Raw genomic sequence first — 16,169 nt, 5'->3', positions numbered from 1 at the left:
GTCGTTTCCCGACAGGGGGCCGAGCCCTGCGACGTCGGCGAGCCCCACAGCACTGAAGATGATGTCCAGAACCCGGTCGCGGGCGTCGGCCCGCTGCGGTCCGTGGCCTTCGGCCTCGGCGATCCAGCGAGTGAGGACTCCGGTGACGGCGTCCGCGAACGGCCGCAGCGCGTCGAAGGAGGCGAGCGCCGGGCCGAAGAGGGTACCGAGCGCGAATCCCGTGGATTCCGGCGTGGCGGAGGCCAGCGCGGCGGATGCGAGTGCGCCGAGCGGCAGAGCGTCCGCGCCGCGTCCGTCTGCGGCGAGGGCCAGGAGGGTGGGTGCGGCCGGTCCGACGGTCCGCAGGAGCCAGTCGCTGAGCCCGTCCCGTTCGGCGACGGGCAGCGCGGCGTAGCGTGCGGGGCCGGTGGGTGTACGCGTCCAGGCGAACAGCGTGTCGGCGTCGAGGTCGAGGGTGTCGGTGGTGGTGTCGCCCAGTCCGAGCCGTGCGGCAAGGAGAGTGCGTACGGCCCGGTCGCGGGTGAGGACGGCTCCGGCGCGGGGCCAGCCGTCGGCCGGTTCGGCTTCCAGCAGCGCGTCCAGGAGCCAGCGTTCACCGGCCATCCGGGGGTCGACATCGGTGGCGCCGAAGAGCTGCTTGACGATCTCGGCGCGGTCGACGGCCAGCGGCCGGTGGCGGACGGCATGGGCCCGCAGGTCCCAGCCGAGCTGATCGGCGGGGACCGCCCCGGTGACGACGAGGACGCTGTCGCCCTCCGGGTCGTCCTCGGTGCTGTGGCGCTGCCAGGCGTCGGCGATGCCGAGCGGGGAGTCCTGGTCGGTGATCCGGACCCGGCGGCTCGTGTCCGCGACGCGCAGGGTGAACTCGGCGCCCTGCCCCGGGCCTTCGTAGGTGGCGTCGACGAGAACGAGCCTCCGGCCTCCGGCGTCCGGGAGTTCCGCTTGCAGCAGGACTTCGATGGCGCGTCGGCCCACGGCAGGGCGAGTGCCCATCAGCGGTGCCCTTCCGTCCCGGCTCCGAGGCCGCCTGAACCGCCGGCAGAACCGGAACCGCCGGCAGAACCGGAACCGCTGGCGGAACCGGGACCGCCCGAGGGGCCCGGTACCGTCGCATCGCCGGTCTGACCACCGGCGTCGACCGCCCGCCAGATGATCTCCACAGGTGTGTCGGGGTTCCCGGCGCGGAAGTCCTCGATCTCCTGCTGTACCGCGGCCAGTTCACCGGCGAGCAGTGTCTCCAGGCCGCTCGTTCCGGCCTGGACGATCCGTCGGGCGGCACGGGGGCCGGGCACTGCCGCGGTCGCCTCTTCGGCCGCGGACCCGGTCGTGGGCCCCGGTGCGGGCCACAGGAACTCGGTTTCCGCGGGGCCCGCCGACAGACCGGCCGACGGTTCCTGGCGCGAGGACACCGCCGGGCTGCCGTGTTCGGTGAGGGAAACCGTTTCGGGTCCCGGCGCGGGGGCCGGCGGCAGCGGCACCGTCCGTTCCAGTTGGAGCGCGGCGTCGAAGATGCCCATCGCCGCCGACCGCACCTCGCGGAGCACGGGCGCCAGCGGCCGCTCGAACTCCGATGCGTGGACGGTCTCGGCGATGTGGTCGAAGAGCCGCCCGGCCCGGTCGCCCACGCTGTCCTCCCGGTCACGGAGGCTCTGGACGCGCTTCAGCACGGGCCAGTCGGTGGCATCCAGGGCGGCGAGCACGCCCTCGGCGCTTTCCATGGTGTGGGCCAGTTCCCGGGCGGGGGTCTGGTGGGTGACCGCGGCAAGTTCCTTGACCAGGGCGGTCGCGTCACTGCCGTGCCGCCCGAGCCGGGCCAGCACGGCCGCGGCGTCCCGCAGCATCGCGGTACGCGGTACCGCGGTGCCGGAGCCGAGGCCGACCAGCTCGGCGTGCCGGTCCAGTGCGCCGCGCACACCCGACACGTCCTTCTCGAACTTCGCCGCCTTCTCGTGCACGTCGGCGGCCAGCTGGTTGACGTTGCGCGCGTACGGGTGGGGCTTGGCGGACACACCGAAGAGGTGCGCGGCACGGTCCCTGGCCTTCTCGTACTCGTCGATGCCGGGCAGCGGCTGGGCGCGCAGCCTCCAGCCGGGCCCGATCGACATGAAGTCGGGGGCCACGCTCTCGGAGCCGGAGTGGAGCACCCAGGCACGGTCGTCCAGCAGCGCGTAGGCGGCGATCAGCAGGTTGGTGGTCTGCTTGTCGAGGCCGGAGTAGCCGAGGGGTTCCTCGGTGATCCAGCGGCGGATGTCCTCGACGGAGAGGTCGTCGCGCTCCTGGTTCTGGGCGGCGGCCTGGTTGATGCGGGCACGCCAGTCGGCGCGCAGGACGAGCGGGCCGTCGTGGACCGTGCCGAGTTCCAGGGGTTCGACGATGCGTTTGACGGTCGCCACCTGGTTGCGGTCGACCTCCACGCGTCCCCCGTCGTCCATGGCGCGGGTGATCCACTCCAGGGTGGTGCGCAGCTCGGCCGGGGTGACGGCCTTGCGCTGGCCGTGGCGGTCGGGGCCGAAGTCGGGGTGCTTGGGGTGGAGCGTGCCGAACATCCCGTCGGCGAGGTGCAGCACGTTGTCCGTGAACTGCTTGCCGCCCTCCAGCTCGGGGCGCGGGAACTGCGGCAGGAGCGAGAGCACATGACGGCCCTCGACGACCTCGGCGGCCTTGGTGCCTTCCTTGGGCGCGGAGATGCCGTACACCTCGCCGAGCGAGGTGACGAGGGTGTGGGTCAGGGTGTCCCGGCCGATTTCGAGCTGGCGCCGGGCCTTGACCCGGTCGTCGGGCGCGTAGGTACGGGTGTACTCGTCCAGCCGGTTGCGCTCCAGCAGGAAGTTGATCCGCATCAGCCGGCCGAGCTGGGCCTTGCGCTGCTCGGAGAAGAAGTCGGGCAGCCAGACCAGGGTGGCGGCGGACAGGCCGTTCTTCTCCAGCTCCTTCACCCGCTGGTAGTCGTCGCTGGGATAGCGGCGGTCGTCGTCGTCCCAGGGGTAGTCGACGACGAAGCGGACGTGCGCGCTGTCGGACGGCGTGAAGTGCTCGTCGGCCAGCTCGCGCGGATCGCGTACGTTGCCGAACACGAACTCCGCGGTGCGCCGGGTGCCCCGCCAGACGATCTCCTTCTCGACGATCAGGCTGTCCTTGACGCCGAACAGCTCCCACAGCCGGTCGCGCACCCACACCCGGCGCACGCCGACCCTGTCCTCACCGGCGACGGCGTCGAGCAGCGGTTCGATGTCCAGGTCGGACAGGTGCAGCGAGAACACCGGATCGCTGTGGCCCTCGGCGAGCAGTTCGCTGTGGAAGGTGCCGCGCAGCGCCTGCATCCTGTCGGCGACCTTGTCGCCGGGCGGGACGGTCCGCGACCGTACGGAGCCGTGGTTGAGGGCGGCCAGCCGCGCGCCGGTGAGCCTGCGCAGCGCGGGGACGTCGGGGGCGAGCGCGGCGAGCAGCAGCGTCTTGACGAACCGGTCGTCCGCGAGGAAGTCGGGGTGGTCCGCCCGGCCGTACTGCGCCAGCAGGTGTGCCCGGGCCTTGACGTGGAACTTCTCGGCGGCGTCGGACTCGCGCTTGAGCTGCTCGGTGAAGGCCGCCCCGGTGCCGTCGACGAGGATGTCCCACAGGTCGCCGAGCGGGATGAGCTGCCCGAGCGGGGCGTCGGCGTTCTTCTCCAGCAGCTGCTGGACCAGCTTCAGCCCGCTGCGTTCACGCTGGAGTGCGCCGGACAGCGCGACGAGCACGTTCAGCAGGGCCGGGGAGAGCGGGTAGACGGCACGGAAGTCGTCCCAGTTCGCGCTGGTGGCGCCCTGGTCGTCCAGCAGGATGTCCTTGACCTGCTGGTTCGACCGGTCGATGCCCGCGAAGGCACCTTCCAGGACCTCTTCCTGGCCGGGCTTCGCCTTCAGCACCCGCTCTTTGATGATCTCCGGGAGGTTGCGGTCCTCCAGGTTGATGACCTCGAAGCGCTCCTGGAGGTACTGGAGCGCCTGCTCCATGTTCTGTACGTCGGAGCCGAGGATGTCCTTGCCGACGAGCTGGGACAGGTCGCGCTGCCGGGAGATGAAGGAGACGATCGGCACCGGCCGGGCGGCGTTGCCCGACTCGATGAGCTTGACGAGCTTCTGGATCTCCTCGTTGACCCAGGTGCGGTCCCGCATCCGGGCCTGGAGCCAGAGGATCAGCTCGTCGAGGAAGAGCACGACGCCGTCGTAGTCGAGCGCCCGGGCGTGCTTGCTGATCTCGCTGAGCCCGTCGTCCAGCGATACGAACGCACGCACGTCGTCGGCCTTGCCGGTGGCGTACGACTTCATGGGACCGCTGAGGAGCGCGGAGACGAGGCGCTTGCGGCCCTCGTCGTCGGCGGGTGCGGCAAAGGCGGCGTCGAGCTTGGCACCGGTCCACGGGGTGGCGGTGGCGGAACCGATGGGAGCCAGGCCGCCGTCGGCGGTGGCGGTGCCGATGGGGGCCAGGCCGTCACCGACAGGGGCCAGGCCGTCATCCGCGACGGGCGTACGGGGCGCGGCGGGCGCGGCGGTACCGGTGGTGGGCAGCAGCCGCGCGAACGCCTCGTCGCCGAGCGACTCCCGCATCGCCCGGGCGTCGGCCAGCAGCGCGTCCGACTTGTAGACCGCCGGGGTCGGCGCGTCCGGATGCTCGGCACGCACGGCCCTGACGTAACCGTCGAGCAGCGCGGAGTCCAGGTTGGCGGCGCCGATCAGGTGGTAGGGCACCATCAGGAATTTCTTGCCGGGCAGCCAGTCGTTGTGCTCCCCGACCACCTCGCGCAGCCGGGGCTTGGCCCTGGCCGCCGGGTCGCCGTTGAGCACGGCGTGCAGCACGGTCAGGAAGTGGCTCTTACCGGCGCCGAAGGAGCCGTGCAGATAGGCGGCGTACGACGCGTTCTTCCGCACGGCGCCCCGTACCAGCCGCAGCGCCTTGTCGAACTCCTTCGCCAGCTGCTCGGTGACCACGTAGTCGGCCACCGACCCGGCCTGGGCATCGCCGAAGCCGTCGGCCAGGGCGACCTTGAAGTCACCGGCGTGGGCATCCTCCTTGATATCGAGGACATCCCTCAGCACGACATTGCTGCCCCTGGCCATCGGTCGCTCCCACCACGTCCGCCCGGCCCGCCGGCCGGTTACTCTGCGAAGTCCGGACGTCACCGGGACTCCCTCGCCGTTCCTCCATCCTGCCAGCTCGGCGTACCGGCCGAGGACGGTACGGCCACGAACGTGGGCGCACAGAGGCAGCCCGTCGGGCACACCGCCGAAGAACGAGTCCGACCGGATCGAGTGGATTCCGCTGGCCAACATCCGGGGCATGATCGATCGGCGCGAGATCGTCAGCAGCGGCGCCCTCGTCGGCCTGCTCTACGTGCTGATGGACGAAGGCATCCGCTGAACCCGGCGGGGGAAGCACCGCTCCTCACCAGACGGAACCGGGCGGGGAGGACCAGCCCGGTTCCGCCGTACTCAAGAGCTTTCTGTGGGGGACGCCTCCGGGGTCGGGTCGTCGGCCGGTTCCTCCGTTGGCTCGTCGGCCGGCGGCGCCGTCGACAGGTCGTTCTGGTCCTGCACTGCGGCCACCCACCGGTCGGACATGGTGGACTGTCCGTCACCGTTCGCATCCGGGGAACCGGGAGCGTCGGCCTCCGTGTTCGGGATCGGCACATCCCCGTATACAGGGATCACGGTGTTGAACTTCTGGTCCGAGTTGTACTTCGTCGCAAACAAGTAACGGCTGCCTACCTGGATCAGGGCATCACCGTCGGGCAGATCGACGATGTTGCCGTCCGCGTCCTTGCCACCCTGCTGGTTGACAACGATGGTGCCGGTCACGTCGCCCTTGAAGACGCGCTGGACCTCTACGGCGTACTGAGTCTCGGCACCGATACCCAGGTCCTTCTGGCCCTTCAGAGCCGTGACCTTGCCGTAGAAGAGGTCTTCGGCTTCACCGGCGAGGTTGGCGTCGTCGGAGAAGTCGGCGTTATAGGTCAGCTCCATCCCGGACGCGGAGGCCGCGTCGCGCTCGTTTTCGTGCTGGTAGACGGCGGTACCGGCGACGCCGATCGTCACCGCGAGAACAGCACCGGCAGCGATGAGAACAGCCTTCCGCTTCAAGGTCATCAGTCCCAGAGGTTGTGGTAGCCGTTACGGTCGGTCGTAGTCGGGCGCGCGTTGGACGGGATGGAGTCGATGGTCTTCGACATGAGCGTGCCGTTGGCCTTGTGGCCGAGACCGAGTGCGTGGCCCATCTCATGCGCTGCTGCCTTGCGCCGCCAAGCCTTGCTGCCGAACTTCTTCCCGTCGTCAAGGAATGCCCTGTTCATGACGATTGAGTCGGCGCCCCTCTTGCCGCGCCACTGCGCCACCCAGGAGACGTCCTTACGGGTATCGTCCTGCCACTCCAGGTCAGTGATCGTGTTCCACGCGTCCGGAGCGATCTTGACCTTCTTCAGGTTGTAGTCGTCGTTGTACCAGGCGGTGGCGGCCCACTTCCGCGCATCGTCGAACCTGGTCCCGTCCTCCCAGCGAATCTCGTGGTCATCGACGGACGACCTCCCCCGCGAGTCCGCTGCGAACGCAACGGGCGCAGGCAGCAGAACCCCGGCCAGAACGGCCAGGCAGGGCACCAGGGCCAGTCCTGCGGTTCTGCGCCGCCGTATGTGATGGTGCGTGCTCACGCGATGTCCCCCATATTGCAGTTCACACCAGGCGCACAACTCCCGTGCGCCCACTCACATTTCTACCTCGTAACCAAGATTGACGGAAAGGATTTCCGCCTGCGGCGAGGGCACCATCTACCAGCGGAAGGACGGCTGTCGGGAGGGCAGTGCCGCGCTCTCCCACACCTCCTCGGCCTGGCCCGCAAGCTCAACCAAGGCCAGTGCGCCATCGGCCTCGCCACCGGCTCCCTGGGCGTGCTCTACCCGGTCTTCCTCGCCGCTGCCGTGAGCGCCTGACGAACTCCGTGTCTGCAGGCCCCCGTTGCGGCTTGCCCGAGAGGGCCCTTCGGCACTGCGCCGATGCTCGAACGCTCCGAAACTACGCGTACGGCTGAGGGCCAAGGCTGCCTTCGATGGGCCATGGCTGTCCCCACTGGTGATCCTTTACGCCATCGCCGCCGGTTGCTGTCCGGGATCGCGGGCGATGGCGTACTCACCCCACCAGCGGGCCATGAACGCGGGCACGGTGCTGATGTCGTACGCGTCGGCGACAGCCCACTTCCAGTGCTCGTCGAAGTCGGGAAGCAGCTGGGGAGCGTGCTGCGTGATCGCCGCGCGCAGCGCCTACGGGTTCCGCTCGGGCATGGTCGGGACGACCGACGTGGGTTCTGCGGCATGGACGGTCATGACCGGCGTACTCCTTTGCGCTCCTTCGGCGCGCCGTGTCTACGACCACAACCCGCCTCAACGGCCCGGCGTGGGCTGTTCGCGGCCGGGGCACTTCTGCTGAGGTCCGCTGCCGGGCAGCCCGGAAGTTCTTGACGACCAGCTCCGGGATGGCCGTGTCCGTGGGACCCGGTCCGGCCTGCCGACGAGGCAGGCCGAACCAGGTCCCAAGAGCCGTCCCGGTCACGCGTCACAGGTTCCGATATCCCGGGCATCCTCTGCATCGTCGATGTCCGTTACGGGCAGGCGCATGCCGCGCGACTCGGCGACCCGCAGCGCATCGCTGAGGCACTCGGCAAGCCTGATCCCGGCGTACCGCACCTCGCTGTACGGGGACATGGTGTCCCCCAGCACCTCGCGGGCGTGGTCGAGGATCTCGGCCCCCATGTCCAGTTGCACGGCCTCCATCTCATCGGCCAGCCGGGAGAGGTGGCTGTTCTCGTCGTCGGGGACGAGGAAGCACGGCTTGCCCTCGGGCGACAGCCAGGGGAGCAGGCGGGGCGGGACAGCGGGCGGTGCTACGGGTTGAGCTGCGACGTTCGGCGGGGCGTCCATCAGACCGCCACCCCGCACTGCGCGCCGACCACATGCAAATCGAGATCCAGCCCGAAGTCGGCGGCGAGCACCAGAGCGAGCCGCCGTCGCTGCTGTACGCGTTCCCGGTCCGAGGCGAGGAGATACGGGCGCACCAGCGCACTCGCCCCACCGTCGAGCGCCCGGTCCAGCCCGTACGGCGACCGGGCGGCGGGGAGGTGGGCTGCGAGACGGGGGCGGGGGCTGGGTGTACCGGGACGACGAGTCGGGGCGGGGGCGGTTGCGGGGTACGGGGGGTACGGGGCGGTACCGGCGCGGTGGCGGCCGGTGCGGGGGCCGAGGACCAGCCTCAGCAGCCATGCGGTGATCCGGCGGATAAGGTCGTACATGTCGACGCTCCTAGCTCAGCGTTGGCCGTGCCCCGGGAGGTCTAGCCACCTCGCCGGGGTCTTGTCGTCTCGACCATACCCGCAACTGCGTCCCCCTGCACCCCTCTGATAAGTACCGCGTCCGGACGCGGTGAGACGCTTCCCGCCCCTGCACACTGCTCCACAGTGCGTCAGTGTGGAGGGATGAGCGATCTCCCGCGCTACGAGTACGTCAAACTCGCCGACGCCATCGCCGCCGATATCGCGTCGGGCAAGCTCCCGCAGGGCGCTGCTCTGCCTGGCGAGCGCGCCATGACGGAGCTGTACAGGGTGAGCATCGGAACCGTACGTCGCGCCATCGTGGAACTGCGCAGGCGCGAACTCGTCGCAACTCTGCCCGCGAAGGGGACGTACGTGATTGGGGCTCCGCAGGCAGCCACCAGCGAACCAAACGAGGGCGAGACCGAATAACGGGTTAGGGCCCTCATCCATGTCTGGCTGAAGGCCCGTTCGCCGCTGACCCGCGTCCTATTCGGCGGCCTTCTTTCGGCCAGCCCGCTTCTTCTCCGGGCGCCAGGCGCGAAGGTCATCCTGTGACAGGTTGCGGTCCACAGAGCCACGGTTCAGCGCGGTCTGGAACTCCTGGGCGGGGTTGTCACCCCACTCCTCGTCGTACGCGTCGTACCACTGGTGGACCCACGGCATGATCTCCTGCAGCCCGGCGAGCAGCGGAACAAAGCGCGGATCATCCTTGCTCCAACCGTCCACCGAGGAACGGTCCATGAGCAGGTTCACCAGAGCCTCGGCCTGGTCACGGTGGTTCCAGCCGGCCCAACCGAGAAGGAGGGACGGGTCGTTGTCCGTGGAGGCACCGGGATAGGAGACGAACCGCTCCTTGGGCACGTCCAGCTTGCCGCGGTTCGACCAGTAGGAGTGCTTGAGGAAGTCGGCACCGGTGTACTTCGGCGGAACCGGGATGCCCAGCCGCTCCCCCGTGCGGTCCTCCTCGCGCTGCTGCTCCCACACGTACTCCCACTGCTCGCGCTTGCGCAGCCCGGACTCCTTGTAACGGAGGGCAGCGAGGTACGGGACGTGCTCGGTCTCGATGATGGCAGCGAGCACGGTGGCGAGGGAGGCGTCACGATTGTCGAGGTGGTCGGCAGCGTAGAGCGCGGCAACGGCCTGGACGTCCTCGTCGTGCCGCAGGGCGTCGGCGAGCTGGAACACGGAGAGCGTGCGGGGCGCGATGTAGTCGTTGCGCTCCTCGAACCACAGGTCTTTGCGCTCGGCGGCATCGAGCAGCCAGGCCCGGAGGGCAGCCGCCTCGCGCTTCTCCCACGTCTCGGTGGACCAGCGCCGCTTGTACTCGGGACGCTCCAGCAGCCGGATGTCCTTGTTCGACTCGATGATGTCGAGCCGCGCTTGGACGACCTTGCGATACGCCTCAGGCCAGTCGGCAGCAGCAGGGATCTCGGCGGTAGCCGTGCCTGCGGAGCCGTGCCGGTCGAACCATGCGATCTCGGCTTCGCCAGCGTCGACCTGTCCCTTGAGGGCGATCTCGAAGGCCCGTTCACCGAGCCGGAGCTGCGGCACATCGGAGTCACTCAACTCGGCGGGATCGCCAGGGAGCGTGGCGAGCGCAACTTCCCTGGGCGTGAGCAGCCCGTAGGCCCCGTACACGGTCCAGTCCAGCTCCTCCTGCAACAGGACCATCCGCGCACGGATTCGTTCCTGTGTGTCAGAGGCGTCGGTCAGGGCAGCGCGCGTGAGGGTGCCGGATGCAGCGAGAGCGGAGGGCTCGTACTCGGCCAACCTCTGGGCGAGGGCGTCCAGTTCGCGTGCAAGGGCGAGCGGGAGGGCTGCCGGGAGCGGGAACTCCTGGAGCTTGGTGCCGGTGAACTCGTAGAAGCGTTCCCACTCCTGAGACTTGAAGCCCTCGTTGATTCCCTGGCTTCCCTTGTCGTGACTCACCTGCTTCAACCAGAAACAAGCAGCCGAAGAATTAAGCATCCCCATCAGCTCAAGATGCTGCTCCTCTGTCGCTCCCTCCGGCAGCTTGATCACCGGCGCAGTGCGGTTGAATACCTTGCCACCCCGGTCTAGCACGAAGTGGTTATGGGTGGCTACGAAAGCGAAAGCAATTGAGAAATGCGCCCGATAGCGTTTCGGGAAGAACATGCTGTGATCAAACCAACGAAGCCCTCGCTGCTCAGGCGTCTCACCGAAGTCAATCCGCTCGCGAAGAACCGCGCGATTGCGCCAAAAATATCTAGCCTCGGATACGGTCACTTCCCTCGCCCGCCCCCTGACGTTCACGGGAGCGGTAATCGCATAGGGGAAAGCGGTGCACGTGCTTGCGCCAATCACGTACTCACGTACCTCTTCACCCAAAACAATAGGTACGGTCCCGGGGGAAATACTACGAGTCACCGCAGCGGATGGGGGCATGTAGTATGCCTCATCGCGTCCTGTGTGCGTGGTACGACCGATTTCTTCGACCGCTTCTTTCAAACGCCGCGGAGCTCGTTCGATAGCATCCATGACACCTGGGGCCCTACCGCCGGAAAGAGTCCAGGGAAACTCGGCAAATCGTGCGCGCCCAGCGTTCTCTACAGAAACCCAGTCCGACTCACTTCCGATCCTCCCCACCTGCCTGACAATTGCTTGCCAGACCTTCCCCTGGGATGCATTTCGCGGCTGTTCGGGCTCCCCCCGTACACCCAGCACCGCCCGAATAGGCTCCGCCTGCCGCGCAATCTGGTTACGCCCCACCAGAATCACCGTCGGCGTCCCGTGCCCCGGAATGTAGGCCCCCGACGTGTCGATGATGTGGGAAAGCTCCACACCCCCGAAGTCGCGCTTCCGCCGACTCTTCGGGTCCTTGTACGGCCCACCATGGAAGAACGACTCAATAAGCACCTTCCCGAATTCCCTCTTCATGAAGGAATTCGAGGTGATTTGCCCGGTGAAACCACCGTTACGCTGGTCGCCACCTGACCGGATCGCCAGCTCGAAAATCCGCTGTGCGAACGGCACCGACAACGCGTACTTGCCCGAGCAGGCCCAGTACACATCCCGGTAGTTCTGGTTCTCCGTCTTGTCCTTGACCGTGATGTACGGCGGGTTCGCCACCACCACGTGGTACGAGCCGCGCCCCAGCAGGTCGGCGCTCTGGACGTATTCCTGGACGTCCTCCGTCCGGTACGTGAAGACCTTGCGCTCGACGAGGTCGTCGAAGGTCTGCCCGTCCTCCTGGCCAGCCTCCCGGCCGTGCAGCAGCGAGTCCCCCACCGCGATCCGGATCGGCAGGCCGGGGGCCCGGCGGAGTTCGCGTACCCCGGCCGCCTTCAGCGCGGCGACCAAGAGCCGGAAGCGGGCGATGGAGGCCGCGTACGGGTTCTTGTCGGCACCGTGCACGGACTCCAGGGCACGGCGGATGAGCACCCACCGGTCCGTGCCCGGCTCCAACTCGCGCCACTTAGCGAGGATCCGCTCGAACAGGCCGAGCAGGAAGTGGCCCGAGCCGCACGCGGGGTCGATGCAGCGCAGGCCCCGTACCTGCCCGTCCTCGTCGACCTCGCCCCGCCAGCCGTCCGGCTTGTGCTTCCACACCGGGTCGAGGCCGAATTCCTCGACGGCCGGCTCCAGCGTCAGGTCGAGGATGAACTCCTCCACGAAGACCGGGGTCTGGAGCAGCGCGTAGGTCTTGCGGGCGTACTCGGAGAGGTCCTGGTAGAGGTCGCCGAGGAAGCGGGTGTTCAGCTCGGGGTCGGTGAAGTCGTAGCGGACCTCGTTGTCGGAGCCCCGTTCACGCCAGAAGGCGAGCAGCCGGGCTGCCGCCTCGTAGGACGGCGTGACCTCCCCCATCGGGTTGTGGCGCTCGTCGAAAAGGCCCCTCGCCGTGGGGTGGGCGTCGGCGAGGGCGTCGAAGGATGCCTTCAGCCAGTCGCGGTCGTTCTGCTCCGGGTACGCCCGGAAGTGCTCCTCGTGCCGGTCCTGGGCCTCCAGCAGACGCTCGCCGGGGCCGGACAGCCAGGCGTCCGGGATCAGCCCGTTGTCCTCGCTGAAGCGGACGAAGACACAGGCCAGGACCCAGGCGGCGGCGATCTGCACCAGACGCCCGTCGAGCCAGGTCCCGTAGCCGTCGCCCGTGCGTTGCGAGGCCACGGCGCGCTGGTGCTCCGCGCGCAGCGAAGCGCTGAACGCCTCGTCGCGTGCCCTCTCCCGGAGGTCCTCCTCCAGCAGCGCGACCTGCTTCTGCAGGTCCTTGAGCAGGCCTTCGAACATCGCCTCGCGGGCCGACGACGCACCGCCCGTCGTCGTGCGGGCTTCCTCAGACGACACCGGCGGAACCTCTTCCCATCCCCGACAAGCCTGCCGTGCGGTCACGGCGTATCCGTCCATCCTGCCAGCACCATCGCCCGGAACGGCAGCCAGCCGCCGGGGCTACACCTTCGGACGCGGCACCCCGCCCCGGCGCCCCAGCCCGAACGCGATCCGGTACACGTCGGGCAGGTCCAGGCGCCCGTCACGCCGTGGCGGGGTCATGACGCCGAGGGCCTCCAGCTCGTCGATCAGCCGGGGCAGGTCGTCCGGGTGCCGAGGGCCGGTCCGCACCAGGCGAGGTTCGTCGGCCTGTGCGTACCGGGCGGAGTCCTTCGCCAGTTCGGCCGGGAGATTCGCCTCCGCCCACATGTCCAGCACCGCCTGCTTCTCGATGGGCACCTGGCAGCCCGCGAGCGGCCGTATCGCCAGCTCCACCCATGGCGTGTCCTCGCTGACCTCCTCGACCCGCCGCTGCGAGGCCTTCTGCACCCCCGTCCGGATCGCCTGCTGGTGCAGGGCCCGGTCATGGTTCCGGTAACCGGTGTGCGTGCCCTCGGCCGCGGTCAGGAGGGCCTGGAGGAAACTGCGCGGACTGATCCTTCCCTGGCCGTCCATCAGGTGGTTGGGCAACCAGGTGTACGGCCTGCCCTTGCGGAAGTTGCTGCCCATGAAAGGGTCCGCGATCTGCTCGAACAGCTGGGTCTGCGAGTCCTCGTCGTTGCGCAGCAGCAGCGGCGAGACGTGGCGGGTGCCCTCGGGGTCGGATTCCCAGCCCCCGGTGTTGATCCGCCGGAAGCGCCGGGCCGTCTCGCCGTCCTCGTTGCCCAGGCAGTGGAAGAGCAGCCCGTACAGGTCGGTCCGGGACCAGGTCAGCTCGGCCGCGTAACCCGACAGCTTCGAGGCGTCCGGGAAGTGCTGGCGGGCCGAGTCGAACATGTCGGGGCGGATGAACACCTTGAGCCGGATGCTCCGGGTGCCGAAGCGCATCTGCAGGGCCAGCCGCAGGATGCCGCCGACCAGCCGGTCCGCCTGCTCACGGTCGGTGTGCAGGTGCTCCAGGGCGTCGAAGAGCAGCAGATGGACGAGGTTCTTGTCGTACGCCTCCCGGTCCGCCCGCTCGACCGTGCGCTGGGCCGGTTCCGGGTTGGCCCGTACCCAGGCGACCTTGTCGGACCAGTTGGGCAGTGCGCGCAGTTCCGGCTCGCCCAGGGCGTTCAGCAGCACCGCGTACCAGATGTCGTACGTGTCCCCGGATGCCGCCAGGCTCCGCAGGACCTGAGGGCTCGGGTAGCAGTCGGACAGCATCGCCAGACCGTGCCCGGGTGAGACGGTGAGGCGGCGCAGCCGGCTGATGCGGTACTCGGTGGCGGCGAGCTCGCGCAGGCCCTCGTCGAGGAGCGAGCGGTACCAGAAAGTCTTGCCGACGCCCCGGCCGCCCGGCACCACCGTAGTGTCGACGTACAGGGCGGTGCGGTGCGAGTCCGGCATGAACAGGGTGTGCGCGGACGGCGGCCGGGTGTCGGCGTACGGGGCCTCCTCCAGCGCCGTCGACAGCAGGTCGCGGTACTCGGCGGCGGTGAGCGGGGCCTCGGCCGTCATCGGGGTCCTTCCTGGTCCGTGCGCCCCCGCAGGTCGTTCTCGATGCGCCGGGTCGTGGTCTTCAGGAACTCACCGTACGCGGCCCCGACGAAGCGGCGATCCTGCCAGCCCGGCGCTTCGGCCGCGTCCATGCCCACCAGGCCCGGTTCGAACAGGATCGGGACGGCCCAGTGCGGGGCGGACTCGTCGTTCAGCGCGCCGTCCTGGACCTCGTCCGCCGCGACCTCGTCGTACAGCGTCTCGAAGCACTCGTAGGCGTGGGCGCGGAAACGCTCCAGGTAGCACTCCAGGGGATAGTGCACGGAGTCGGGCACCATCGAGGCGACCATGCCCAGCTTCTCGCGGATGCGCGAGGCCTGGCCCGACAACTGCCAGGCGGTGAACAGGTCCCGGTACCCGCTCCACGTCTGGGCGTTGTCCGAGCCGAACAGCAGAGCCAGGTCGCAGACGCGGGAGATGGCGACGGCCGCGATGTCGTGAATGCCGGCCCTGCTGTCCAACAGCACCACGTCGGGGCGTCGTTCGTGGTCGCCGTCGCGTGCCACCGCGTCCTCACAGGCACGGACCGCGCGCTCCAGGCGGGTCGCGAACGGTGCGTCAGGGGTGTCGGCGTAGACGCGGTTCAGCTTGTCGACGTACGCGTACGGAACCTCTCCCGGTTCCGAGTCGCGCCCTCTGGCCGGGGCCACCCACAGCTCGCCGATGCTGTCGCCCGAGCGGCGTGGGGTGTAGGTCGAACGGGTGACGAACTCCAGGCCCTCCTCGTTGCCGACCGCGGCCTCCACCAGGTAGTCGACGAGACCGTGGCGGGGCAGTTCCTTGCCCATCAGCAGCGGTCCGGCACCCGGCGACTCCAGGTCCAGGTCGACCACCAGGACGGCGTGGCCCCGGTCGGCCAGGTGGCGGGCGAGCATCGCCGTGGCCGTCGAACGGCCGACGCCGCCCTTGAACCCGTACAGCACCGTGCGGTGAGTGCGGGTGCTGCCGGGCTCCGGCGCGGGTGTGCTCACCCTGGCCCAGTCCTCGCCGACGACCGTGTTGTCGAGGAAGCGGACCGAACCCGCGACGGCCAGACCCTCCGGATCGTCCACCGCACGCGGGGAGTTCAGCAGCGCTCCCGCCGAGAACATCTCCGAGGCCAGGAGCACCACCCGGTCGGACCGGTAGCGGCCGATGCGGTCCTCGAACTCCGACTCCCAGGACTCCCGCAGCCCGGCCGCCGGCTCCTCGCGGTCCTCGTCGTCGACGATGAGGGTGAAACAGCCGAGCACGTCCCGGACCAGGAGGACGGGAAAGCCCTCCCCCGCTGCCGCACGCGCGATGGCGAACGCGTGCTCACGAGCCTCGTCGAAGCGCACGGGGAAGGAAGAGAGGGTCACGGGAGCCTTCTGTTGATCAGGGCTTCTTCATGCAGGGAAAGTATGCGGTGCGCGGCCTCCCGGCGCTTGTCCACCACATCGGCCTGCACCCAGCCGCCGTCGTAATACCGGTATTTGACGTTCCACCTCTTGAACACCCGCAGGTCACTGTCGAGCAGGGCATGGAGCGGTGCGCCTGACCGCCCGCTCGCGAACAGCTTGATTTCCCGCACCAGTTCGTTGACGTGCCCGAACTCGATGATCCGCCCGGAATCCTCCGGGTGCCTGACCCTCGGCTTGGCCGACGGCTTCTCCTCACCCTCACCCTCCAGAGGCCCGATCGTCACGTCCGTGAAGCGCAGCAGCAGGCTCTTGACCGCACACTCCGCCGCGAAGCCGTAGAGGTGATCGGCGGAGGGCAGGCGTCTGCCCTTGCGGAGGTAGTCGCCGTCGTGGAAGTGCCGCGAGGCGGCCGAGGCGAAGTGTTCTTGCTGGGTGGGTTCCGGCACAGGGTCGATCGTAGGCCGATCTTCACTCCGCGAAGGGCGATCAGGAGACAAAGGCCGTTTGTTCGTTGCTCCTGGGAAGCGTGCCGTGACA

At 68.9% G+C, this 16,169-nt stretch carries 11 protein-coding genes and 2 pseudogenes; 3 read left to right on the top strand and 10 right to left on the bottom strand.

What is annotated here, in order from left to right; all coding sequences use genetic code 11:
• Window positions 1–993: pseudogene (locus ABZY11_RS03485) on the bottom strand (BREX-2 system phosphatase PglZ); the annotation flags it as partial.
• The gene (locus ABZY11_RS03480; RefSeq protein ID WP_356477510.1) at window positions 993–5,093 is read right to left on the bottom strand and encodes a hypothetical protein; all 4,101 of its coding nucleotides are present in this window, start codon (window positions 5,091–5,093) and stop codon (window positions 993–995) included. The pseudogene ABZY11_RS03485 and the gene ABZY11_RS03480, both read right to left, overlap by 1 nt.
• A gap of 163 nt (window positions 5,094–5,256) precedes the next feature.
• Between ABZY11_RS03480 and ABZY11_RS03475 the strand changes: the two are divergent.
• Window positions 5,257–5,394: pseudogene (locus tag ABZY11_RS03475) on the top strand (NUDIX hydrolase); the annotation flags it as partial.
• 71 nt (window positions 5,395–5,465) lie between these two features.
• On the opposite strand, the gene ABZY11_RS03470 reads toward ABZY11_RS03475, so the two are convergent.
• Window positions 5,466–6,119, bottom strand: a complete 654-nt coding sequence (locus ABZY11_RS03470) for a hypothetical protein (protein WP_356477509.1) — start codon at window positions 6,117–6,119, stop codon at window positions 5,466–5,468.
• A complete protein-coding gene (locus tag ABZY11_RS03465) occupies window positions 6,119–6,676 on the bottom strand; it encodes a matrixin family metalloprotease (protein ID WP_356477508.1) in 558 nt (185 codons plus the stop codon). The genes ABZY11_RS03470 and ABZY11_RS03465 overlap by 1 nt, the downstream gene beginning before the upstream one ends.
• Before the next feature lie 466 nt (window positions 6,677–7,142).
• Here ABZY11_RS03465 and ABZY11_RS03460 point away from each other — a divergent pair, with 466 nt between their 5' ends.
• Window positions 7,143–7,448: a hypothetical protein gene (locus tag ABZY11_RS03460; protein WP_356477507.1), complete on the top strand. Its 306-nt coding sequence runs from the start codon at window positions 7,143–7,145 to the stop codon at window positions 7,446–7,448.
• A gap of 119 nt (window positions 7,449–7,567) precedes the next feature.
• On the opposite strand, the gene ABZY11_RS03455 is transcribed toward ABZY11_RS03460, so the two are convergent.
• Window positions 7,568–7,939 carry a hypothetical protein gene (locus tag ABZY11_RS03455; RefSeq protein ID WP_356477506.1) on the bottom strand — a complete coding sequence of 124 codons (372 nt, stop codon included), beginning with the start codon at window positions 7,937–7,939 and terminating at the stop codon, window positions 7,568–7,570.
• Complete coding sequence (locus ABZY11_RS03450; RefSeq protein WP_356477505.1) at window positions 7,939–8,307, bottom strand: hypothetical protein; 369 nt, start codon at window positions 8,305–8,307, stop codon at window positions 7,939–7,941. The genes ABZY11_RS03455 and ABZY11_RS03450 overlap by 1 nt, the downstream gene beginning before the upstream one ends.
• A gap of 183 nt (window positions 8,308–8,490) precedes the next feature.
• Here ABZY11_RS03450 and ABZY11_RS03445 point away from each other — a divergent pair, with 183 nt between their 5' ends.
• The gene (locus ABZY11_RS03445) at window positions 8,491–8,757 is read left to right on the top strand and encodes a GntR family transcriptional regulator (RefSeq protein ID WP_356477504.1); all 267 of its coding nucleotides are present in this window, start codon (window positions 8,491–8,493) and stop codon (window positions 8,755–8,757) included.
• A 57-nt stretch (window positions 8,758–8,814) separates the two neighbouring features.
• On the opposite strand, the gene pglX is transcribed toward ABZY11_RS03445, so the two are convergent.
• Genes pglX through ABZY11_RS03425 form a run of 4 tightly spaced genes read right to left on the bottom strand, consistent with a single transcriptional unit; the run spans window position 8,815 to window position 16,078 of the window.
• Entirely contained in the window at window positions 8,815–12,675 is a 3,861-nt protein-coding gene (gene pglX, locus ABZY11_RS03440) for a BREX-2 system adenine-specific DNA-methyltransferase PglX (RefSeq protein WP_356477503.1), read from the bottom strand.
• 57 nt (window positions 12,676–12,732) lie between these two features.
• Window positions 12,733–14,211: a hypothetical protein gene (locus ABZY11_RS03435; protein ID WP_356477502.1), complete on the bottom strand. Its 1,479-nt coding sequence runs from the start codon at window positions 14,209–14,211 to the stop codon at window positions 12,733–12,735.
• Complete coding sequence (locus tag ABZY11_RS03430; protein ID WP_356477501.1) at window positions 14,208–15,590, bottom strand: P-loop NTPase; 1,383 nt, start codon at window positions 15,588–15,590, stop codon at window positions 14,208–14,210. Before ABZY11_RS03430 ends, ABZY11_RS03435 begins: the two co-directional genes overlap by 4 nt.
• On the bottom strand, window positions 15,587–16,078 hold the full coding sequence (locus tag ABZY11_RS03425; RefSeq protein ID WP_356477500.1) for a hypothetical protein: 492 nt from the start codon (window positions 16,076–16,078) through the stop codon (window positions 15,587–15,589). The genes ABZY11_RS03430 and ABZY11_RS03425 overlap by 4 nt, the downstream gene beginning before the upstream one ends.
• Between the last annotated feature and the right edge of the window lie 91 nt (window positions 16,079–16,169).

Source organism: Streptomyces sp. NPDC006510 (assembly GCF_040611955.1).
In the GTDB taxonomy this organism is placed as follows: Bacteria; Actinomycetota; Actinomycetes; order Streptomycetales; family Streptomycetaceae; genus Streptomyces.
The sequence above is the reverse complement of the archived record's forward strand: the minus strand, read 5'-3'. Positions and strand labels throughout refer to the sequence as shown.